This window comes from Parabacteroides chongii (genome assembly GCF_029581355.1).
GTDB classification, from domain to species: Bacteria; Bacteroidota; Bacteroidia; order Bacteroidales; family Tannerellaceae; genus Parabacteroides; species Parabacteroides chongii.
Map to the genome: position 1 here is coordinate 3,329,867 of NZ_CP120849.1, position 20,283 is coordinate 3,350,149.

At 42.6% G+C, this 20,283-nt stretch carries 20 protein-coding genes and 1 tRNA gene; 6 read left to right on the forward strand and 15 right to left on the reverse strand.

Features of this window, described 5'->3' with window-relative positions; all coding sequences use genetic code 11:
- Positions 1–6: 6 nt before the first annotated feature.
- From gldH to spt, 3 genes are all read right to left on the reverse strand, one after another.
- Positions 7–522 (reverse strand): gliding motility lipoprotein GldH, encoded by a 516-nt coding sequence (gene gldH / locus P3L47_RS12280; RefSeq protein ID WP_122360681.1) that lies wholly within the window; start codon positions 520–522, stop codon positions 7–9.
- Complete coding sequence (locus tag P3L47_RS12285; RefSeq protein ID WP_122360680.1) at positions 458–1,903, reverse strand: PSP1 domain-containing protein; 1,446 nt, start codon at positions 1,901–1,903, stop codon at positions 458–460. The genes gldH and P3L47_RS12285 overlap by 65 nt, the downstream gene beginning before the upstream one ends.
- 169 nt (positions 1,904–2,072) lie before the next feature.
- Complete coding sequence (spt, locus tag P3L47_RS12290; protein ID WP_122360679.1) at positions 2,073–3,260, reverse strand: serine palmitoyltransferase; 1,188 nt, start codon at positions 3,258–3,260, stop codon at positions 2,073–2,075.
- A 197-nt stretch (positions 3,261–3,457) separates the two neighbouring features.
- On the opposite strand from spt, the gene P3L47_RS12295 reads away from it, so the two are divergent.
- Positions 3,458–4,429, forward strand: a complete 972-nt coding sequence (locus P3L47_RS12295) for a diacylglycerol/lipid kinase family protein (RefSeq protein ID WP_122360678.1) — start codon at positions 3,458–3,460, stop codon at positions 4,427–4,429.
- Here the strand turns inward: P3L47_RS12295 and P3L47_RS12300 are convergent.
- Positions 4,414–5,130 carry a tRNA1(Val) (adenine(37)-N6)-methyltransferase gene (locus tag P3L47_RS12300; RefSeq protein ID WP_277780965.1) on the reverse strand — a complete coding sequence of 239 codons (717 nt, stop codon included), beginning with the start codon at positions 5,128–5,130 and terminating at the stop codon, positions 4,414–4,416. The two genes, P3L47_RS12295 and P3L47_RS12300, sit on opposite strands and share 16 nt — an antisense overlap.
- A 104-nt stretch (positions 5,131–5,234) precedes the next feature.
- Here P3L47_RS12300 and lon point away from each other — a divergent pair, with 104 nt between their 5' ends.
- On the forward strand, positions 5,235–7,697 hold the full coding sequence (lon, locus tag P3L47_RS12305) for an endopeptidase La (protein WP_122360676.1): 2,463 nt from the start codon (positions 5,235–5,237) through the stop codon (positions 7,695–7,697).
- Between the two features lie 92 nt (positions 7,698–7,789).
- Here the strand turns inward: lon and P3L47_RS12310 are convergent, their stop codons facing one another.
- The 5 genes from P3L47_RS12310 to nusB all read right to left on the reverse strand — a co-directional run bounded on the left by P3L47_RS12310 (position 7,790) and on the right by nusB (position 11,199).
- Positions 7,790–8,239 carry a DUF5606 family protein gene (locus P3L47_RS12310; RefSeq protein ID WP_277780966.1) on the reverse strand — a complete coding sequence of 150 codons (450 nt, stop codon included), beginning with the start codon at positions 8,237–8,239 and terminating at the stop codon, positions 7,790–7,792.
- A gap of 66 nt (positions 8,240–8,305) precedes the next feature.
- Entirely contained in the window at positions 8,306–8,878 is a 573-nt protein-coding gene (gene coaE / locus P3L47_RS12315; RefSeq protein ID WP_277780967.1) for a dephospho-CoA kinase, read from the reverse strand.
- On the reverse strand, positions 8,875–9,885 hold the full coding sequence (locus P3L47_RS12320) for a YbbR-like domain-containing protein (RefSeq protein ID WP_277780968.1): 1,011 nt from the start codon (positions 9,883–9,885) through the stop codon (positions 8,875–8,877). The genes coaE and P3L47_RS12320 overlap by 4 nt, the downstream gene beginning before the upstream one ends.
- Before the next feature lie 12 nt (positions 9,886–9,897).
- The gene (gene yajC / locus P3L47_RS12325; RefSeq protein ID WP_122360672.1) at positions 9,898–10,209 is read right to left on the reverse strand and encodes a preprotein translocase subunit YajC; all 312 of its coding nucleotides are present in this window, start codon (positions 10,207–10,209) and stop codon (positions 9,898–9,900) included.
- Positions 10,210–10,272: 63 nt separating this feature from the next.
- The gene (gene nusB / locus P3L47_RS12330; protein WP_122360671.1) at positions 10,273–11,199 is read right to left on the reverse strand and encodes a transcription antitermination factor NusB; all 927 of its coding nucleotides are present in this window, start codon (positions 11,197–11,199) and stop codon (positions 10,273–10,275) included.
- Between the two features lie 225 nt (positions 11,200–11,424).
- On the opposite strand from nusB, the gene P3L47_RS12335 reads away from it, so the two are divergent.
- The gene (locus P3L47_RS12335) at positions 11,425–11,787 is read left to right on the forward strand and encodes a DUF3276 family protein (RefSeq protein ID WP_122361073.1); all 363 of its coding nucleotides are present in this window, start codon (positions 11,425–11,427) and stop codon (positions 11,785–11,787) included.
- A 101-nt stretch (positions 11,788–11,888) separates the two neighbouring features.
- Here the strand turns inward: P3L47_RS12335 and P3L47_RS12340 are convergent, their stop codons facing one another.
- The gene (locus P3L47_RS12340; RefSeq protein WP_122360670.1) at positions 11,889–12,056 is read right to left on the reverse strand and encodes a DUF362 domain-containing protein; all 168 of its coding nucleotides are present in this window, start codon (positions 12,054–12,056) and stop codon (positions 11,889–11,891) included.
- 111 nt (positions 12,057–12,167) lie between these two features.
- Between P3L47_RS12340 and porT the strand changes: the two genes are divergently transcribed.
- Entirely contained in the window at positions 12,168–12,869 is a 702-nt protein-coding gene (gene porT, locus P3L47_RS12345) for a type IX secretion/gliding motility protein PorT/SprT (RefSeq protein ID WP_122360669.1), read from the forward strand.
- On the opposite strand, the gene P3L47_RS12350 is transcribed toward porT, so the two are convergent.
- The 3 genes from P3L47_RS12350 to rsfS form a co-directional block, all read right to left on the reverse strand.
- A complete protein-coding gene (locus P3L47_RS12350) occupies positions 12,856–13,689 on the reverse strand; it encodes a phosphatidate cytidylyltransferase (RefSeq protein ID WP_122360668.1) in 834 nt (277 codons plus the stop codon). The two genes, porT and P3L47_RS12350, sit on opposite strands and share 14 nt — an antisense overlap.
- A gap of 139 nt (positions 13,690–13,828) precedes the next feature.
- Positions 13,829–15,889 carry an ATP-dependent zinc metalloprotease FtsH gene (ftsH, locus tag P3L47_RS12355; RefSeq protein ID WP_277780969.1) on the reverse strand — a complete coding sequence of 687 codons (2,061 nt, stop codon included), beginning with the start codon at positions 15,887–15,889 and terminating at the stop codon, positions 13,829–13,831.
- Positions 15,890–15,917: 28 nt separating this feature from the next.
- Positions 15,918–16,277, reverse strand: coding sequence for a ribosome silencing factor (gene rsfS / locus P3L47_RS12360; RefSeq protein ID WP_122360666.1), 360 nt, complete (start codon positions 16,275–16,277; stop codon positions 15,918–15,920).
- 224 nt (positions 16,278–16,501) lie between these two features.
- Here rsfS and P3L47_RS12365 point away from each other — a divergent pair.
- Positions 16,502–16,572 (forward strand) — tRNA-Gln (locus tag P3L47_RS12365).
- A 43-nt stretch (positions 16,573–16,615) separates the two neighbouring features.
- Here the strand turns inward: P3L47_RS12365 and P3L47_RS12370 are convergent.
- Positions 16,616–17,521 carry a helicase associated domain-containing protein gene (locus tag P3L47_RS12370; RefSeq protein WP_122360665.1) on the reverse strand — a complete coding sequence of 302 codons (906 nt, stop codon included), beginning with the start codon at positions 17,519–17,521 and terminating at the stop codon, positions 16,616–16,618.
- A gap of 377 nt (positions 17,522–17,898) precedes the next feature.
- Positions 17,899–19,392, reverse strand: coding sequence for an IMP dehydrogenase (locus P3L47_RS12375; protein WP_122360663.1), 1,494 nt, complete (start codon positions 19,390–19,392; stop codon positions 17,899–17,901).
- 178 nt (positions 19,393–19,570) lie between these two features.
- Here P3L47_RS12375 and P3L47_RS12380 point away from each other — a divergent pair, with 178 nt between their 5' ends.
- Positions 19,571–20,278: a pirin family protein gene (locus P3L47_RS12380; RefSeq protein ID WP_277780970.1), complete on the forward strand. Its 708-nt coding sequence runs from the start codon at positions 19,571–19,573 to the stop codon at positions 20,276–20,278.
- Positions 20,279–20,283: the final 5 nt, after the last annotated feature.

Below are 20,283 nucleotides of genomic sequence, written 5' to 3' on the forward strand. Positions count from 1 at the left end.
CGTTGATCAGTTCACTTTTTCTACCCGGAAGCCGATTTCCTGTATACCTCTTAATGTACTGTCACGCATACCCTGGCGGAAGCTGAACGTATACATCCCCGGATGTTCGAATTTATAATTTGTCCGTATGGGAAAACTGGACTGAAATAAGGAGATACCGTGTCCATACCATTTTCCGAATTCATCCGCTAAAACACATTCTATCGTATCCCTCTTCAAAGGACCGATCGGCTGTTCTTCGTTGCAGAATAGCCAAAGATTCTGATAAGGATACATATTGTTGTTGCGAACCTCAAAAGTCAGGTTGTAAGGAGTGGTGATGTCGTCTACGTGAAAAGAAAAATAATATTCCTTATCCTTCCCCCACGTTGTGTTATCAATGGCCTGGTACTGGTCGTACAAGGCCTGTTGATCGCAGGAGAAGCATAAGAATACAAAGAGAACGACAACGATTCCTTTAAGCTTCGGGCTTATTCTCCGGTTTGTTTCCTCCCGGTTTAGCTTGATGCTGAGGTTTGTCATTATTCGCTTGTTTGTCATTATTCTCTTTAGGCTTTTGTCTGTTTCTGTTATTCCGGTTGTTATTATTGTTGTTGCGGTTGTTATTATTACCGCCTCCTTTATTACCTCCGGAGTTGTTATTGTTATTATTGTTGGGAGCCTTTTCGTTTCTGGGCTGTTTGTCGTTACCCGAAGGCCGGTTATTTGCCGGTTTGTTGTTACCGTTTTCTCTATTTTCTCCGTTGGCAGAAGCGTTCGGATGATTCCCTCCGCTATTATTGCCGTTGCCTCCGTTTCCTCCATTGCCTGATGGACGTTTTTTCTTCTTTTTCTTGACAGAGTCAAAACGAGTGACGCTATCCTGACCGAGAATATCCTGTGCATCGCGTTTAGGCGGTTGCGGTTTGGTGTCGGCTTCCAGAGTAACCGGTTTGCTTCCTTTCTTATTCATATTGATCACATCGAAAGCACGATCTGCTGATATCGTAACCAGGTTGGCGGCAAAAGATTTGTCGGTTGAATAAGTTATCTCACGTTTGAAGATGTCTGTCTTGAAGTGATAGTAATTGTTATCCTTTGTTTCAAGTACGATTTCCCTGGACGGTAAACGCTTTTGGGCTTCCACGTAAGCATCCACTTCATAGTTGATGCAACATTTCAGTTTGGCACATTGTCCGGCCAGTTTCTGAGGGTTCATGGATATATCCTGATAGCGGGCAGCACCGGTAGCCACTGAAACAAAGCTCGTCATCCAACTGGAACAGCACAATTCACGTCCGCAAGGACCTATACCACCGATGCGTCCGGCTTCCTGACGGGCACCGATCTGTTTCATTTCGATACGTACACGGAATGCTTCTGCCAGGACTTTGATCAGTTGGCGGAAATCGACACGCTCGTCGGCGATATAATAGAAAATAGCCTTGTTGCCATCTCCCTGGTATTCTACGTCGCCGATCTTCATGTTCAGTCCCAGGTCTGCTGCGATCTGTCGTGAACGGATCATAGTGGCATGTTCTTTCGCCTTTGCTTCTTCGTACTTCTCTATATCAGTCGGTTTCGCTTTGCGATATACCTTCTTAGGTTCATATCCTTCCCCTGTACGTACATTGTTCTTTTTCATTTGAAGAAGAACAAGTTTTCCGGTAAGGGTGACAGTCCCTATATCATGTCCGGGACTGGCTTCGACAGCAACCATATCCCCTTTTTCAAGAGGTATTTTTGAACTATTCAGATAATACCCTTTACGGGTGTTTTTGAATTGCACTTCTACGTAATCGGTTGCATTTTCCGCATCGGGCACATCGCAGAGCCAATCGTAGGTATTCAGTTTATTATTTTGTATTTTGCTGCATCCTTTTTTCCCCATGCAGCAACTTCCTTTATTTAGTTTGAAATCCATTTTCTAGTTGTATATGTATTTATAGTCTGTACAATTACGCAAAAATAGTCAAATATTCTCAGAGAATGAGCAAGGGAAAGTGAAAAAACAAGAATAGGGAAAACGTGAAAGGCCCCCAAGCTGATATTTCTACCGTTTGGGAGCCTTTTATTATAAAAATAGTAACAGTTTAGTCTACTAAGCCGTGACTTTTAAATACCTTGTGAATTGCTTCAAGTGCATAATCCAACTGCTCTTTCGTGTGAGTAGCCATCAGTGAGAAACGGATCAGCGTGTCTTCCGGAGCAACGGCCGGAGAAACTACCGGATTTACAAAGATTCCGGCTTCGAACAATTCTTTAACGATCAGGAATGTCAGATCGTTATCACGGATGAATAACGGAATGATCGGAGTGGCGGTATGTCCGATTTCACAACCCATGTTACGGAAACCGTCCAGGGCATAGTGAGTCAGATCCCACAGATGTTCGATACGTTCCGGTTCGCTCAACATGATATCGAGTGCGGCACCTGCTGCTGCTGTAGCTGCCGGCGTGTTGCTGGCACTGAAGATGTAAGAACGTGAATTGTGACGGAGGTAGTTGATCGTGTCTTTATCAGAAGCGATAAATCCACCGATAGAAGCCAGTGATTTACTGAATGTACCCATAATGAGGTCTACGTCGTCGGTAACACCGAAGTGGTTACATGTTCCGCGTCCGTGATCACCTAGAACTCCCAGGCCGTGTGCTTCGTCAACCATGACGCTGGCATTGTATTTCTTTGCCAGTGCTACGATTTCGGGAAGTTTGGCTATATCTCCTTCCATACTGAATACCCCGTCGATAACGATCAGCTTCACCTTGTCAGGTTCGCATTTCTGGAGTTGTTTTTCCAGCGATTCCATGTCGTTATGCTTGTATTTCAGTTTAGTTGAGAAAGACAGACGATGGCCTTCAATGATGGAGGCGTGGTCCAGTTCATCCCACAAGATATAATCTTCACGTCCTGTCAGACAGGAAACTACTCCCAGGTTCACCTGGAAACCTGTTGAATACACGATCGCATCTTCTTTTCCTACGAATTCAGCCAGACGTTTTTCCAATTCAATATGGATGTCAAGCGTACCATTCAGGAAACGTGAACCGGCACAACCCGTACCGTACTTTTTGATCGCTTCAATTGCAGCCTCTTTTACTTTAGGATGATTAGTCAATCCTAAATAAGCGTTTGAGCCAAACATCAAGACTTTTTTACCACTGATCATTACTTCAGTATCCTGATCGCTTTCGATCATTCTGAAATAAGGGTAAATTCCTGCAGCCATCGCTTTTTGAGGAGCATCGTACTTTGCTAGTTTCTCTTGTAAAAGTTTCATATTATTATTGAAGAGAATGATTTTCTCGCTTATTAAAATTCCATTATAGAATTAAGGGTTTGTCGTATACATATTCACCTATGTTTCGGCAAATCCAGCCGCAAAAGTAGTAAAAAAATAACTTATAGTAGCCTTAATGCTTTAAAAGTTTTACAAAAGCATTATTTTTGTCGCTTCAATCTTTATAAACAGTTAGGATGGGCGGAAAAAAAATAAAGGTGCAGGCTATAATAAATCCTATTTCCGGTGTCGGTTCGAAAAGAAAGATACCTAAGATGATCGAGCAAATGTGCGAGAAAGGCGATTGTCCGTTGGAGATTTCTTTCACCGAATATGCGGGGCATGCCAGTGAGTTGACGAGAAAGGCAATTGACGAAGGAGCCAATTGTATTATAGCTGTAGGTGGCGACGGCACGGTGAATGAAATAGCCCGTGCGATGGTTCATTCGGATGCCGTTTTGGGGATTGTCCCGAAAGGGTCCGGCAACGGGTTGGCCCGTGAGCTCCATATACCGATGGATGCTAAACGGGCATTGGAGCTGATAATCAAAGGACATGTTTCCACTATCGATTGCTGCAAGGCGAACGACCGTGTATTCTTTTGTACCTGTGGGGTAGGTTTTGATGCGGCGGTAAGCCAGAAGTTCGCTGAGGAAAAACGGCGCGGATCTCTTACCTATATAAAAAATACGGTGGCGGAATATTTGAGTTACAAGCCGGAACCATATGAGTTGCTGGTGGATAACCAGACCATTAAGGAGAAAGCTTTTTTGGTAGCATGTGCCAACGCCTCCCAGTATGGAAACAATGCGTTCATTGCCCCTCATGCCAATATACAGGACGGGCAGATGGATTTGACTATATTGTCGCCTTTTACACCGTTGGATATAGCGCCTTTGGCAATCCAGTTATTTACAAAGCAGATCGATCGGAACAGTAAGATCAAGACGATGAAAGCGCGTCAGGTAACCATTATCCGTCAGAGTCCGGGTGTTATGCATCTAGATGGAGAGCCTGTTATGGCAGATAGCCGGATCGATATTTCGGTCATACCGCAGTCTTTACATGTGATAACGCCTGAAGTGATATCCTTTACCGAGGAGGTTCATAATTTGTTTGGTGAAGTAACGCGTTTCTTCGACAAGAAACTACCTTACATTTTCAGATAAAAATCTTTGGTTAATGCTATGTATTCCGGGGTGTACTGGTGTCTGGATTCTTCTATGACCAGTGTATCCCGGTTTGTTGTATCTGCTTCTACTGCCGATAACTCAATCAGTAATCGTTTGGGGTGAGCTCCGGGGACAGGTATTACGTCTGTCTGTCTGGAAACAAATAAAGAATTTTTCCAGGCAATCGATTCTACTTCCTCCAATTGTTCGTAAGGCAGGACCAGGGCTATACGTCCGGAAGAAGATAACAGGGAACAGGCATTTTCAACCAGTTCGGATAAAGGCAGGCTGTCCGTATGGCGTGCAACCGAACGTTTATTGTCCGGACATTTCAAGGAATTTATAAAATAGGGAGGATTGGAAACGATCAGATCGTATTTTTTACGGGTAACCGAACCGGCAAATTCCGAACAGGCAGCATGTATAACCCTGATTCTTTCAGCGAATGGAGATGCCTTCACATTCTCTTTCGCCTGGATACAGGCATCGTTGTCTATGTCGATCGCATCGATATCTCCCGTACTTCGCTGGGCGAGCATTAGAGCGATGATTCCTGTACCGGTTCCTATATCCAAAATGTTTTTACAGTCGGCGAGATTGCCCCATGCTCCGAGCAAAACGGCGTCTGTTCCGACTTTCATTGCACACTTATCATGCCATATCGTGAACTTTTTGAATTGAAAATAAGGATTTGCCATACATATTTTTATATTGTGAGGGGCAAAAGTAGCTAGAATTACCTGAAAAGCTGTAACTTTGGCACGTTTATTGTATCAATAAGTACAATTGATAGGGAAGTAATATGATGAAAGAAAGAATGAAGAGGTTTACCGATGAGTCGTATGACGATTTGGACGATAATATTGGGATTGTAATGCCTATCCTTACAGAATGTGATGTGGATGAGGATTTTACAGATGGTATAGATAAAGTAGGGAATGTGGTTCCTATTCTTCCGTTGAGGAATATGGTACTTTTTCCGGGAGTAGCCATGCCGGTCATTGTCGGCAGGCCTAAATCTATGCGTCTGATAAAAGAGGCTGTTCACAATAAATCTTTGATCGGTGTTGTCTGTCAGAAAGAAGTGAACACGGAGGATCCGGAGTATAATGATTTGTATACGACCGGTGTAATCGCAGATATTGTCCGTGTACTTGAAATGCCGGATGGTACGACAACGGTGATTCTGCAAGGAAAGAAACGTTTCTCCCTGGATGCTCTGGAAGAAACAGAACCCTATCTGAAAGGAAAAATAACTTTGCTGGAAGATAGGATGCCGGATAAGACCGACCGTGAGTTTGAGGCGCTTATCTCAACGATCAAAGATCTGACAATTAAAATGTTGGGTTCGATGAGCGAGCCGCCGCGTGATTTGATCTTCTCCATAAAGAATAATAAGAATGTCCTTTATCTGGTCAACTTCTCCTGTAGCAACATCCCCAGCGGAGCTTCAGAAAAGCAGGAACTTCTGTTGATCGGCGACCTGAAGGATCGTGCTTATCGTTTGTTGTTTATTCTGAATCGTGAATATCAGCTGGTAGAACTGAAGGCTTCTATCCAAATGAAAACACATGAAGATATAAACCAGCAGCAACGGGAATATTTCCTGCAGCAGCAGATCAAGACTATTCAGGAAGAACTGGGTGGAAATATAAATGAACTGGAAATAAAAGAGTTACGGGAAAAGGCTAGAAAGAAAAAATGGCCGGCTTCTGTTGCTGAGATATTTGAGAAAGAGGTACGTAAGCTGGAACGTTTGCATCCGCAATCGCCTGACTTCTCCATACAGACACAATATGTACAGACGATCGTTAATTTGCCGTGGAATGAATACAGTAAAGATAACTTCAACCTGGTACATGCCCAAAAGGTTCTTGACCGTGATCATTACGGACTGGAAAAGGTAAAGGAACGTATCATCGAGCATTTGGCGGTATTGAAGCTGAAAGGAGACATGAAGTCGCCGATTATCTGTTTGTACGGACCTCCGGGAGTGGGTAAAACTTCGCTGGGTAAATCTGTCGCTGAAGCGTTGCACCGTAAATATGTGCGTATATCGTTAGGCGGTCTGCATGATGAAGCAGAGATACGCGGTCATCGTCGTACGTATATAGGGGCTATGAGTGGCCGTATTATTCAAAATATCCAAAAGTCGGGAAGCTCGAATCCTGTGTTTATCCTGGATGAAATAGATAAAGTAACGAATGATTTCAAAGGTGATCCTGCTTCTGCCTTACTGGAAGTCCTGGATCCGGAACAGAACTCCGCTTTCCACGATAACTATTTGGATATCGATTATGATTTGAGTAAAGTCATGTTTATCGCTACGGCAAACAATTTGAATACGATTTCACAGCCTTTGCTGGATCGTATGGAGTTGATTGAAGTGAGCGGATATATCCTGGAAGAAAAAGTAGAGATCGCTGCCCGTCATTTGGTACCGAAGCAACTGGAAGCTCATGGCCTTAGTAAAGGCAAGGTGAAGTTTCCTAAAAAGACTTTGCAGGTTATTGTCGAATCATATACCCGTGAAAGCGGTGTCCGTGAACTGGATAAAAAGATTGCCAAGATCATGCGTAAACTGGCTCGTAAAGTTGCTTCCGACGAAGCTATCCCATCGCAGATCAAACCGGAAGATCTGCATGAATATCTGGGGCCGGTAGAATACAGTCGTGATAAATATCAGGGGAATGAATATGCCGGTGTTGTAACCGGATTGGCGTGGACCGCTGTAGGAGGAGAGATCCTTTTCGTGGAATCCAGCCTGAGCCGGGGAAAAGGGTCGAAGTTAACTTTGACAGGTAACTTAGGGGATGTAATGAAAGAATCTGCCATGTTGGCACTTGAGTATATCCATGCCCATGCCTCTGTCTTCAATATAAATGAGGATTTGTTCGAAAACTGGAATGTACATATCCATGTTCCTGAAGGAGCGATCCCGAAAGACGGGCCCAGTGCCGGTGTGACCATGGTTACGTCTTTGGTATCGGCATTTACACAGCGTAAGGTACGGAAGAATCTGGCAATGACCGGAGAGATTACATTGCGTGGTAAGGTGCTTCCGGTTGGAGGTATCAAGGAAAAGATCCTGGCTGCCAAACGGGCAGGTATCAAGGAACTGATTCTTTGCAAGGAAAACCAAAAGGATATCGAAGAGATCAAAGCGGATTATGTAAAAGGATTGACTTTCCATTATGTGGAAGATATCCATCAAGTGATCGATCTTGCCTTGTTAAAGGAAAAAGTAGATAATCCGTTATTCTGATAGTTATCATGACGGATCAAATCCGTCATGACTAAATAAAAAATCCGATGTAAATCAATTTATACATCGGCTTTTTTATTACTGATTGATTTTTATTCAGCTTTTTCTTCAGCGCTGGTTTCTGTTTCAGCTGTTGCTTCTTCAGCGACAGGTTCTTCCTCCGGTGTGAAGTCTGTGATTTCAGCTCCGATCAGGATGTTATACCATGTCAGCAATTTTTTGATATCGCTCGGATATACTCTTTCGCGGTCAAAATCAGGTAAAACTTCAGCAAAATAAGTACGCAATTCCTTTGTGTCGGAAGGTACTGTTACTTTGGCTCCGTTTTCTTTATTTTTTACGCTGGTAAGCACTTCGTGCAAAGGAACTTCAGTCTCGTTCGTGTAAATAGCGATATCACCAAGCGAGATCACTTTATCTTTTGCATAAGCTGGTACTCTTTTTTTATCTGTCAGCGATTCGACAATCAGCATGTTCTTTCCGTGGGAAACCAATCTAAATAATCCCGGTTTTCCCGAAATAGACAAAATAGTCTTCAACATAATCTTTGTTTTCTAATAGTGTTAAACTTTAAAGCTGCAAATGTAGCATAACTATACGATTTATTCCTATAAAGATGCCAGAAATTTTTCAACCTGGGGCAGTAAAGCCTGCTTATCGTCATTGTAGATAACATAATCGGACCAGTCTCTTTTTGTTTCATCCGGCAGTTGGTTCTCAATACGGCGAATGATTTCTTCCCGGGCAGTATTATCCCGTGAAACCGCCCGTTCGATACGGATCTCCTGGGGGGCATATACCATCAGGCTTTTGTCAACGACTTTGTTGAAGCCCGATTCGAAGAGAATTGCCGATTCGATAGCACATATGGGGCTGGTCTGAGCTTTTGTCCAGGCGGAAAAATGATTGTTCACTTCCGGATGGATAATGGCGTTTACCTGTTGAAGATATTCCGGATTAGTGAATATATGGGAAGCCAGTAGCTTCTTGTTCAGTCCTTTGTCGGTATAAAGGTCGTCTCCGAACAAAGCAGTGAGCTTTTCTTTGATTGCCGGTGATGTTTCGGTCAGAATCTTACTCTCCGTGTCAGCTACGTAGACCGGTATTCCATACAGGTTCAGCAAGGAAGCAATGACCGATTTGCCACTTCCTATACCACCGGTTATTCCGATTTTGATCATTGAAGGTTGTTTTGTTCCAGGATGAATTCTATTTTGTCCGGGACAAGCGTTGTGGTGGTTACCCAATCCGGCTTTTTCGTCAGTTGGATTGGTAGGGTACCCGACACGTTTTGTTCCAGATCTTTAAATGAAAATTTGATCTCAAATGCGTCTTCCGATAAGTCCTTGAACCGGGACAATGGAATACTGCATGTAACTTTTGCTACAGACGGGAAAGTACGCAACGTATAGTGCGAAGGTAAATCCGTACAAAGAACCGGTATTTCCAGTGTTTTTTCCGTAAATTCCTCTATAGGAATCGTGATGGTAACGCTCGTCGGGTCATAAGTCGCTTCGCTGACCTTTTGCAGTTGTACCGTCTTGGTGATTGTTTTGTTGCCTTTTTTTATTTCAGTAAATACCGTTTTAGCCTGGTTCAGGGTATCCAGTACTACATCACTGGCATATACACTGATATTCATCGGTGAGATCGTTATGCTTCCGGATACGTGGAAACCTGGATTTGTCTGGATTGTCCCGTTGAAAACCACCGGGATATCTTTCTTGATGCGTTTACTGTAAGGCGCTTCAATGTACTGAGGTTCGAAACCTACCAGCGAAGTGGTTGCCAGCAATTGTTTTTGGATATCGTTCTCAATCGCTTTTTTCGCAATGGATAAAGAGCCGCTTTTCTCTGCCTGATTTTTCATGTTCATTTCGATCGGGGCAAACGATCTCCCGAAGGAATAGTTCAGCAGAACACTTCCTTTATCTTTTACTTTAGCAATCACCTCCTGCGGAGGCGTTTCCGTAAAAGAAATATCGGGTGGGATATTCTTATATCTGACCGGTATGTTGATCTCTATTTCGTATTCCTGCTGAAGGCTCTGCAATAGCCAAAAGCCTAATGACAGTAGTACAAAAAAGAAAAAGATTAATGCTTCTTTCCATCTCTGACGACGCAGAAAAGCATTAATCTTCATCCGGGCAGACTTGAATGATTGATTTATATTATCAAGCTGCGGCATATTTGTTGTTCCTTATTTTTGCTGTGCGTCTTCTGATGAAGCAAAGATAGAAGTTTTATCGACACGGATACGTACTCCGTCTGAAATTTCTATCAGCATATAAGTGTCACCGATTTCTTTAATCTTTCCGTAGATACCTCCGGCTGTAATCACTTTATCACCAGCTTTCAACGCTTCACGCGATTTTTGGATCTCTTTCTGCTTTTTCTGTTGCGGACGGATCATAAAGAAATAGAAGATCGCAACGATAACCACCATCATTAGGATGCCTGACCACTGTGACTGGCCTCCGGCAGCCTGAAGTAAAATACTAACTAAGCTCATAATTAATTATATTCATTTATAAATTTGTACCAAGTTGACTAGCTACAAATGTAAGTATAATAATTAGTCTTTAAGCAATACCTTTTCTTTTTTTAACTCGGATACGATAGAATCTAATATACCGTTGATAAATACTCCGCTCTTTGGCGTACTGTAATATTTTGCAATGTCGATATATTCGTTCAGTGTGACGTTGATAGGTATTGACGGGAATGTCATGATCTCTGCCAGTGCAACCTGCATGATGATCAAGTCCATATTGGCAATACGTTCAGCTTCCCAGTTCTTCATATGCTTGTTGATGCGTTCGCGATATTCAGCGCCTTTCAACAAAGACTGGCGGAACAGTTTAATTGCAAACGACTGGTCTTCCAGATCTTTGAACATCGGCAACAGTTTCTGCTTGCTTCCGCTTTTTTCCTCAAATTGCTTGATCGTTTTTAATGTAAACGTTTCGACGATTCCGATATCGTCGTTCCAGTAGATGCTTTTGTCTTCCAGGTAATCTTCGATAACTTCATTACCACAGATTAACTTTTTGAATACGGCACGCCAGAATTCCTTGTCTGTTTCGTACGAATCGTTCTCGTTGTCCAGATATTCGTTGTACAAATCCGAAGCCAGGATTATATCCAATACATTCTTGATGAAGTCTTCGTCGTTAACCCATGACAACCCTTGTTCTGCTACATATTTTTGGAGAGCTTCGTTTTCTGCCACCTGGGCGGTGAAACGGTTATCCACCAAACGGGTATTGGGGTTCAATTCGGCATAAGTCGGCATGTACTTGCTTTTTTTAGCGTCGAGTGTCCGTCTTTGCAGGTTAGTGACTTCGATAATAAGAAGAAGGAAATAGTGATATAAGTCATACGACTTCCGTAAGCTGAAAAGCAATTCATTTTCCGCTACTTTGAGGTCATTGTTTCCGTTTTGATAGAATGAGTAAACTATCTGTAAAACTTTAATGCGGATTAAAATTCTGTTGATCATCGTTTGAAGGAACTACTTTATTATAAATTAGGATGCAAAGGTAGTCAATCTTTTGATAAAAGTGCCTCGCTTTATTTAATTTTACATGTGTTAGGCGTTATTTTACACTTTCAAACGTAAAATGAGATATTTTGATGCGTTAAAATAGTTGTTGTTTAAAAAAAAATGCACATATTTGAAGCAAGTTATGAATATTGGGTGGGTTTTTAACAAATGTTGGCTAATATGGATGAGTCGGTGAAGAAAATACAGGTTGAAGGTGGCGATAAAGAGATTTTGTACTCTAAAGCCATAAAAGCAGGTAAGCGGATCTATTATCTGGATGTGAAGAAAAACTTGAAAGACGATTTGTTCCTGGCGGTGACCGAAAGTAAAAAGGTACAGCCTAAGAACGGAACACAGGTATCTTTCGAGAAACATAAGATTTTCCTTTATAAGGAGGATTTTGAAAAGTTTATGGAGGGTATGAATGATGTGATCAATTACATCAAACAACGAAACTCCGAAGATCAAAAAGCACAGGCCCCGGATGCTGAGACAAATACAGACGATGGTTCGGATGAGATAAAGCTGGATATCGATTTCTAAAGAGGGGGAAAAATAATAACGGACTGTTTTTCTGATAAAGAAAAAACAGTCCGTTATCTTTTATAGGTAGCCTGTTGCCAGGTTTGCCTATTTCCTGCGGTTTAAGCCGGATGAATTGCTTCTGTAGGACAAGCGTCAGCACAAGTGCCACAATCTGTACACATTTCAGGATCGATATGATAGATATCACCTTCCGAAATTGCTCCTACCGGACACTCGTCGATGCAAGTACCACAAGCAATACAATCTTCACTAATTAAATAAGCCATTTTCTTAAACGTTTAAATTGATAACTATTAGTTGGTGCAAAAATAGAGTTTTATTTGTATTTCTGCAATAAGTTCTGATCTTTTTCGTTATTATTCAAAATTGATTGAGAGTTGAGACGTCTATTATTTTTATTATTGATATGTAGTCTTGCCATTCCTGGTGTGATGGCACAGAAAGAGAAGGTTAAGAATCAGCCGTATGCCGACTTGAAGTGGGTTCATTTGGGATTCCATGTCGGATTGCATGCGCAGGATTTGTTATTGACCAATACCGGTGTGGCAACCGACGGTGAGACATGGTTTGCTGAAATTCCCAGTTATTCACCCGGATTCAGTGTCGGTGTGATAGGGGATATGTATCTGAATCCTTATTTTAATCTGCGTTTTATACCTACGGTGCATTTCGGAGATAAAAAGTTTCTGTTCCGCGAACAAGCTACCGGCGAAGAGTTCACTACTTCTGTTCGTTCCACGATCCTGAGCTTTCCTCTGAGTGTGAAATATTCAGCCCTCCGTTTGAATAATTATCGTCCTTATCTGATTGGCGGTATATTCGGAGCAATGGACCTCGGACGTAAGAAAGGAATGCCGGTCTTATTGAAAGGAGCCGATTTTGGTTTGGAATTCGGTATAGGATGTGATATTTACCTGCCGTTCTTCAAGCTCTGTCCTGAATTGAAGTTTAGTTTCGGACTGGTCGACCTGCTACAGAAAGACCGTAGTGACCTGACGGATAAAGATCTTATCAAATATCCGAATGCATTATCGAAAGCGACTTCCCGTATGGTTTCGCTGACGTTTAATTTCGAATAAATAGTTCTATATAAATGTAGGCGGCAGGGGCAGCCAGCATCAGGCTGTCGAACCGGTCGAGCATTCCGCCGTGGCCGGGGAGTACGTTCCCCGAGTCTTTTACACCCAGTGTGCGTTTCAACAGCGATTCGATCAAATCTCCCCAGGTGCCGAACAGGACAACGGTAGCTGATAATCCCAGCCAATTGTACCAGCTTACTTCCGGTGCATACCATGCCAGTGCTTGTGAAGCACTCAATACGACAGCCAGGCCTCCGAAGAATCCTTCCCATGACTTTTTAGGGGAAATTCGTTCAAACAATTTCCTCTTCCCGATCATCGAACCGACCAGATAGGCTCCGGTATCGTTCAACCAAATGAAAATGAAAATAGCCATAATAAATAATGGAGAATAAACGATCTGCCCCGGAGTATCCGGCAGGGCTGCTATAAAGTTCAGCATCGAAAATGTCCCGGCACAATAGACCTGTGCAAAAATGGTAAATGCCCAGTTATTGATCGGGTTCGGGGCTTTGTAGTATAATTCGGCAACTAGTGTATATATAAGGAATAGGAGATAAGGCAGGAAGACTACACCGTCGGCCAGTTGGTTGGTGTAGGCAAAAGTGGCAGCGAATAAATAAGCCCCTCCCAATGAAGATATAGTTCGTTTGATGGAGGCCTCTTCATAATGTTTCACTAAACCGTAAAATTCCCATAAAGTCAATCCGGTAATTAAGCCGAATACAACAAGGAAAGAGATTGGATGGTAGCAAATAGCTCCCACTAGGATCGCAACGAAAATTATACCGGTAAGCGCCCGTTTTATCAGATTTTTCAATACTGTATCGTTTTGTTCGTTTGTTGATTTATTTTTCGTGCAAAGATAAAGAATAAATCTAAATATATACAGAGAGACCGGGCAGTTCTTTCTTGAAGAATACTGTCCGGTCTCTTTTTATTTATCGGATAAATGTTTGTCAGGCAATATTGTCAGTCTCACTGACATTCGCTGTAACAGCCTGGACCTTATTATCGGTTGATTGGCAGTCTGTATCTTCCGGCTTTTTATCGTCGGAAGCCTGTTTCTCATTATTCGCCTTTTCCTGTAGCTCCAGGATTTCCTGTGAGCGTGAGATCCAGGCCCGTTTACCAAAGATATGCTCCACATCTTCTGTATAGATCACTTCCCGTTCGAGTAGAACCTGTGCCAGTTGGTTGTGTCCTTCTGCATTTTCTGACAGGATTTTCTTTGCGCGTTCATATTGTTCGTTGATGATCTTTTGTACTTCCTGGTCGATCATGCGGGATGTCTCTTCACTGTATGGTTTAGTGAATCCCCAGTCCTGACCGGTTGAATCGTAATAATTCAGGTTCGGAAGTTTATCACTCATACCGAAATAAACCACCATGGCATATGCCTGTTTGGTTACACGCTCCAGGTCGTTGGATGCACCGGTCGAGATCTTACCGAGGAACAATTCTTCGGCAGCACGTCCGCCCAGTGTTGCACACATTTCGTCGAGCAATTGTTCGCGCGTAGTGATCTGACGTTCTTCCGGCAGATACCAGGCAGCTCCAAGAGCTTTACCTCGCGGTACAATCGTTACCTTTACCAACGGGTTGGCATGTTCAAGCAGCCAGCTCAATGTGGCATGTCCGGCTTCGTGGTTGGCGATGCTGTTGCGTTCGTCAGCTGTAGTTATTTTAGTCCGTTTTTCCAGACCGCCGACAATACGGTCTACAGCATTCATGAAATCTTCTTTTTGTACAAATTTCTTTCCGCTACGGGCTGCGATCAAGGCTGCTTCATTACAAACATTGGCAATATCGGCACCTGAGAATCCCGGAGTCTGGCGAGCCAGAAATTCAGCATCGACACTTTCGTCTATCTTGATCGGGCGTAAATGTACGCCGAATATTTCTTTACGTTCATTCAGGTCGGGCAATTCCACATGGATCTGACGGTCGAAACGTCCTGCACGCAGTAAAGCCTTATCCAGAATATCGGCGCGGTTGGTTGCTGCCAGGATAATCACACCGCTGTTTGAACCGAAACCGTCCATTTCTGTCAGCAACTGGTTCAAGGTATTCTCACGCTCGTCGTTGCTGTTCATGTTTACGTTTTTGCCACGGGCACGACCTACGGCATCAATTTCATCGATGAACACGATGCAAGGCGACTTCTCTTTAGCCTGGCGGAACAAGTCACGAACACGTGATGCACCCACGCCGACAAACATTTCAACGAAGTCTGAACCCGACAGTGAGAAAAACGGAACATCCGCTTCACCTGCTACAGCCTTTGCCAGCAACGTTTTACCTGTTCCCGGAGGACCTACCAAGAGAGCTCCCTTCGGAATTTTACCACCCAGTTCCGTATATTTTTCAGGATTTTTGAGGAACGAAACGATTTCTTCCACTTCCTGTTTGGCCTCTGACAAACCTGCTACATCTTTAAATGTCACTTTCCGGTCATTATCTTTGTCAAAGAGTTGTGCTTTCGCTTTGCCGACACTGAATACTCCACCTGGACCACCGCCTGCACCGCCGGACATTCTTCTCATCAGGAAAATCCATACGGCAATGATCAGGATGATCGGTCCGAAAGAAACCAAAAAGTTCCATATGGCATCATCTCCTTCTTCGAAGCGCACTTGTGTGTCGACATGATTATCTGTCACCGCTTTATCGTAAAAATCGGAAAATTTGTCTGCAGATGGTATCTTTACGTATACTTTCGGGTTAGTCCCCAGTGCTGTGCTGTCACTTTTAAATACCAATCCTTTCTTTCCGCTTTTAACGGTGGCTTCAACCAGATTTTTCTTGTTGTAGACAACCATTTTGTCAAACACATTCTCCTGAGCCAGCTTCTGGAATTCAGTCCATCCCAGCTCTTTCGATGCCGAGGAGTCGTTTGTCAGGTATAACGTAAAAAGCATTATGAATATTAGCCCGTACATCCAATACAGGTTAAACCGGAACATTTTAGGCTTATTGTTCTTCGGCGCTTTATTAAACATGTCGTTTTTATTTTCCATACTTTGAATTCGATAATATTAACCCGGCTTAATCGAGATCCGGTATCTGCGTGACTTTAACGTCCGACCACAGTGTTTCCAGATTATAGAACTCGCGTTGTTCCGGTAAGAATATGTGTACAAGAACCGTGCCATAATCCATTCCTATCCACTCGGCACTTTGGTTGCCGTCAACAGACAATGGCTTTTCTCCAGCCTCTCTACGTGCAAAATCCCATACTGAATCAGATAGGGCCGACACTTGGGTGGGGGTGCTACCTTCACAGATCACCATGTATTGGCAAATCGCTCCGGGTATCTGGGTTAAATCTACGGTTACAATATTTTTGCCTTTTTTATCTTGCAGGCCTTCTACAATTGTTTTTACTAATTCGTTTGTTTGATCCATTTATTTTTTATTGAATAATTTTCGAAGTTGCAAATATACTCCTTAATTTATTATCTGCATCCTTTCTCTCTTTAATATATGTATAAACCCTGTAATTTCAAAACAGGAGAAAAAGAAAAATGTTTATTTTGATGAAATTTTTTCGCAAAATATTTGCAAGAATAAAAAATGTCCGTATCTTTGCACCCGTAATCGAGAAACATACTACTCGAAGCTACAAAAACTGTTCTATGGTGTAATGGTAACACGTCAGATTCTGGTCCTGAAATTCCAGGTTCGAGCCCTGGTAGAACAACAAGAAAGGTTTGAAATTCATTTTTCAAACCTTTTTTTTGTTTTTATTCTTCACTTCCTTTTCCCCATCTGAAACCGATGCAATCAAGCAAATGGATACGTTCGCTGCTGAGTTTGTTTCTTCTTTTCAGATAAGCCATTCTCATCCACCACGAGTATAGAGATTCTTCTATCGGATCTTCGGATTTGACACGGGGGTATCTTTTTTTGCTTGCTGTGAATTCACAAAATTCGTGATATCTTTCGATCCATATTCTGTTGACCCGCTCCGGAGAACGTCCGTTGTTGCCATAACTGCCGGTCCAGTCGAAGCCCAGATCATTCAATTTTTTGATCTGTCTGGAAGTCAGCGTGACGCTTGTGTCCGTCTGATTTTTGTAAGCCCTCATTTTGCTGCACCATTTGGCCAGTTTCGTTTCTTCCGGATCTTTAGTGTGGACAGGCCAGTGCCCCGTATTGTTATAGAACTCCTTCACCAGATCGAAAGATTCCTTCCATGTCCTTCTCGATGTATATGAATCCCAGCGAAAGCCGATAGCATCCAACAATTTGATACGTTTTTTATTTAGTTTGTATTTAGGCGTGTTTTTTCTGGTGATCCGTTGTGCCAGACACCAGTGGAAAAGCCTGAGTTCTTCCGGGTCTGTTGTTTTGTTGGAAGGCCATCGCTTTTCTCTTTCTATAAATTCCTTTACATTCTCGTAATTAGTCAACCACTGTTCTTCCTTTTTCTGAGTCTTCTCTACGTCGATCCTGTCGATTAATTGGATCTGTTTTTCTGTAAGCTTTTCCGGAGTATGATTTCTGATAAATCTATATCTGATAATCCATTCAGCCAGATGTCTCTCTTTTTCATTTTTTGATGTAAGCATAGGCCATCTGTTGTTCTTTTCGTAAAAAGCAACAACGGCATTCTGTTTGGTATTTCTTTTCTTCTTTCTCCTTTTCATATACTAGCGACTCTTGAACGACTTTATCCTCCTCAAAGATATTCAAATATTTGATTTCTAGTGATATCATTTAATATCATTTTGACAGAATGTTATTTTACCCCTGTTTTCTCTAGGTTTTATAGGAGATATTCACGTCTGTTTTCAAAATATCCGTTTCTCACGGGGGAAAATGAATACAAATGGTTTTTGTTTGATTGTTTGGGCTAACATATTGAGAGTGGTTAATGGAAATTCTCCATTTATTTTACAAAGTGAATGGCAAGCAAAGGTATCAGGTATTATATAGGTAAGCTTTATGGTACAAAATTCCCCAACTGTAAACTTTTTATCCGGAAGTTTACGGTTGGGGGATTGAATTTATCAGATATGATTGATTAATTCTGTTCTTTCAGGATTACATCATGTGCACCGCCTTCTACGATACTTGTTGAGGAAACCAATGTGATCTTAGCACTTCTCTGCAAAGCGGGGATTGTGATAGCACCACAACTGCACATAGTTGATTTGATCTTGCCTAACGTCAGATTCAGATTGTCTTTCATCTTACCGGCATAAGGAACGTAGCTGTCTACACCTTCTTCAAATTTCAGTGAAGCAGTTCCTCCCATATCGTAACGTTGCCAGTTTTGGGCACGGTTTGAACCTTCCCCCCAGTATTCTTTTACGAAATTATTCCCGATACGCAGTTTCTTTGTAGGTGATTCGTCGAAACGGGCAAAATAACGTCCCATCATCAAGAAGTCAGCACCCATTGCCAATGCCAGTACCATGTGATAATCGTGTACCAGACCACCGTCACTACAGATAGGAATATAAATGCCTGTCTTTTCCTTGTATTCGTCGCGAGCTTGCGCAACATCGATCAGGGCTGTAGCCTGTCCGCGCCCGATACCTTTCTGTTCACGTGTAATACAGATGGAGCCGCCGCCGATACCGACTTTGATAAAATCAGCTCCAGCTTCTACCAGATATAAAAATCCTTCTCTGTCTACCACGTTTCCGGCTCCGACCTTTACTTTGTCGCCATATTCCTTCTTGATCCATTTCAGTGTTTCATATTGCCATTCGGAATAACCGTCTGAAGAGTCGATACACAATACATCCACACCGGCTTCAACCAGGGCAGGGACGCGTTCCGTATAGTCGCGGGTATTGATACCTGCACCAACCAGCAATTTCTTGTCAGCACCGGATATCTCGTTCGGGTTCTCGCGGTGGCTGTCATAATCCTTGCGGAATACGAAATATGCCAGGTTCTGGTCTTTGTCTATGATCGGAAGTGTATTCAGTTTATGATCCCAGATGATTTGGTTGGCTTCTTTCAGCGTGATACCGACTTCGCCGACGATCAGCTTGGAGAAAGGAGTCATAAATTCTTTTACTTTTGTGGAAGGATCGTCTTTTTCTGCACGATAGTCGCGGCTGGTAACCAACCCCAGCAGTTTACCGTTAGGGGTTCCGTCGTCGGTGATACCGATTGTGGAATGTTCTGTCTTGTTCACCAGGTCGATCACGTCGGCCAGTGTGTTTTCGGGTGTCAGATTGGAATCGCTGGTAACAAAACCTGCTTTGAATTTCTTTACTCTTCTAACCATTTCAGCCTGGCTTTCAATAGGCTGTGAACCGAAAATGAAGGAAAGACCACCGTTGCGGGCAAGTTCAATTGCCAGTTCCGGACCGGATACCGATTGCATGATTGCTGATACAAACGGGATATTTAATTCGATAGATGACTTATCGCCAACGTTGTGTTTGACAAGCGAAGTTTTTAAAGATACGTTTGTTGGCACACATTGTTTTGTAGTCAGACCGGGAATAAGAAGGTATTCACCGAAGGTTCTAGATACATCGTTTAAGTAAACTGCCATATGATTAATATTTACTGGATGAATTTTTGTGCAAAAGTACTGAATTCTGTTCAGATATGTTTTATATCTAACCATTTTTCATACGAATAAAAAAGGGTATTATAGAGTGAGGGGGGATGCCGGAACTTTTTCAATGGCTCAAATGTTATATATGTGAATTAAAGAGGAGGAATATTTTATGAAAATGGTAGTAGATAAGGCGAACTCTCGCGGATATGCAAACCACGGCTGGCTGAAAACATATCATACATTTAGTTTTGCCAATTATTACAACCCTAAAAGAGTACATTTCGGAAAGTTGCGTGTCTTGAATGATGATACGGTTGCACCGCGTGAAGGTTTCGATACACACCCGCATAAGAATATGGAAGTTATCTCTATACCGCTGAATGGTTATTTGCGGCACGGAGACAGTATACAAAATAGTGAAACGATCACTTCGGGAGATATACAGGTGATGAGTGCCGGTACGGGTATTTTCCACAGCGAGTTTAATGACAGTGCTGAACAGCAACTGGAGTTTCTGCAGATATGGATTTTCCCACGTGAAGAGAATACCAAGCCGAAGTACAACAATTACGATGTACGTCCTTTGTTGAAAAAGAATGAGTTATCTCTGATCCTTTCACCAGACGGTGAAACACCGGCGGCGATCAATCAGGATGCCTGGTTCTCGTTAGGGACATTGGATGCCGGACAGATCAAGGAGTATAAACTTCATAAAAAAGAGACAGGCGTGTATCTTTTCGTTATCGAAGGAGAAGTGGAGGTGAATAACACCACCTTATCCAAGCGGGATGGTGCCGGCTTCTATGATACTGACAGTATTACGATAGAAGTTCTGAAAGATGCGAAAGTCTTATTGATGGAAGTCCCGATGAATTGATTTTT

Excerpts from the sequence above, each read along its gene's own strand:
- gldH (WP_122360681.1), bottom strand. The coding sequence starts at position 522 with ATGACAAACCTCAGCATCAAGCTAAACCGGGAGGAAACAAACCGGAGA.
- P3L47_RS12285 (WP_122360680.1), bottom strand. The coding sequence starts at position 1,903 with ATGGATTTCAAACTAAATAAAGGAAGTTGCTGCATGGGGAAAAAAGGA.
- spt (WP_122360679.1), bottom strand. The coding sequence starts at position 3,260 with ATGAAACTTTTACAAGAGAAACTAGCAAAGTACGATGCTCCTCAAAAA.
- P3L47_RS12295 (WP_122360678.1), top strand. The coding sequence starts at position 3,458 with ATGGGCGGAAAAAAAATAAAGGTGCAGGCTATAATAAATCCTATTTCC.
- P3L47_RS12300 (WP_277780965.1), bottom strand. The coding sequence starts at position 5,130 with ATGGCAAATCCTTATTTTCAATTCAAAAAGTTCACGATATGGCATGAT.
- lon (WP_122360676.1), top strand. The coding sequence starts at position 5,235 with ATGATGAAAGAAAGAATGAAGAGGTTTACCGATGAGTCGTATGACGAT.
- P3L47_RS12310 (WP_277780966.1), bottom strand. The coding sequence starts at position 8,239 with ATGTTGAAGACTATTTTGTCTATTTCGGGAAAACCGGGATTATTTAGA.
- coaE (WP_277780967.1), bottom strand. The coding sequence starts at position 8,878 with ATGATCAAAATCGGAATAACCGGTGGTATAGGAAGTGGCAAATCGGTC.
- P3L47_RS12320 (WP_277780968.1), bottom strand. The coding sequence starts at position 9,885 with ATGCCGCAGCTTGATAATATAAATCAATCATTCAAGTCTGCCCGGATG.
- yajC (WP_122360672.1), bottom strand. The coding sequence starts at position 10,209 with ATGAGCTTAGTTAGTATTTTACTTCAGGCTGCCGGAGGCCAGTCACAG.
- nusB (WP_122360671.1), bottom strand. The coding sequence starts at position 11,199 with ATGATCAACAGAATTTTAATCCGCATTAAAGTTTTACAGATAGTTTAC.
- P3L47_RS12335 (WP_122361073.1), top strand. The coding sequence starts at position 11,425 with ATGGATGAGTCGGTGAAGAAAATACAGGTTGAAGGTGGCGATAAAGAG.
- P3L47_RS12340 (WP_122360670.1), bottom strand. The coding sequence starts at position 12,056 with ATGGCTTATTTAATTAGTGAAGATTGTATTGCTTGTGGTACTTGCATC.
- ftsH (WP_277780969.1), bottom strand. The coding sequence starts at position 15,889 with ATGGAAAATAAAAACGACATGTTTAATAAAGCGCCGAAGAACAATAAG.
- rsfS (WP_122360666.1), bottom strand. The coding sequence starts at position 16,277 with ATGGATCAAACAAACGAATTAGTAAAAACAATTGTAGAAGGCCTGCAA.
- P3L47_RS12370 (WP_122360665.1), bottom strand. The coding sequence starts at position 17,521 with ATGAAAAGGAGAAAGAAGAAAAGAAATACCAAACAGAATGCCGTTGTT.
- P3L47_RS12375 (WP_122360663.1), bottom strand. The coding sequence starts at position 19,392 with ATGGCAGTTTACTTAAACGATGTATCTAGAACCTTCGGTGAATACCTT.
- P3L47_RS12380 (WP_277780970.1), top strand. The coding sequence starts at position 19,571 with ATGAAAATGGTAGTAGATAAGGCGAACTCTCGCGGATATGCAAACCAC.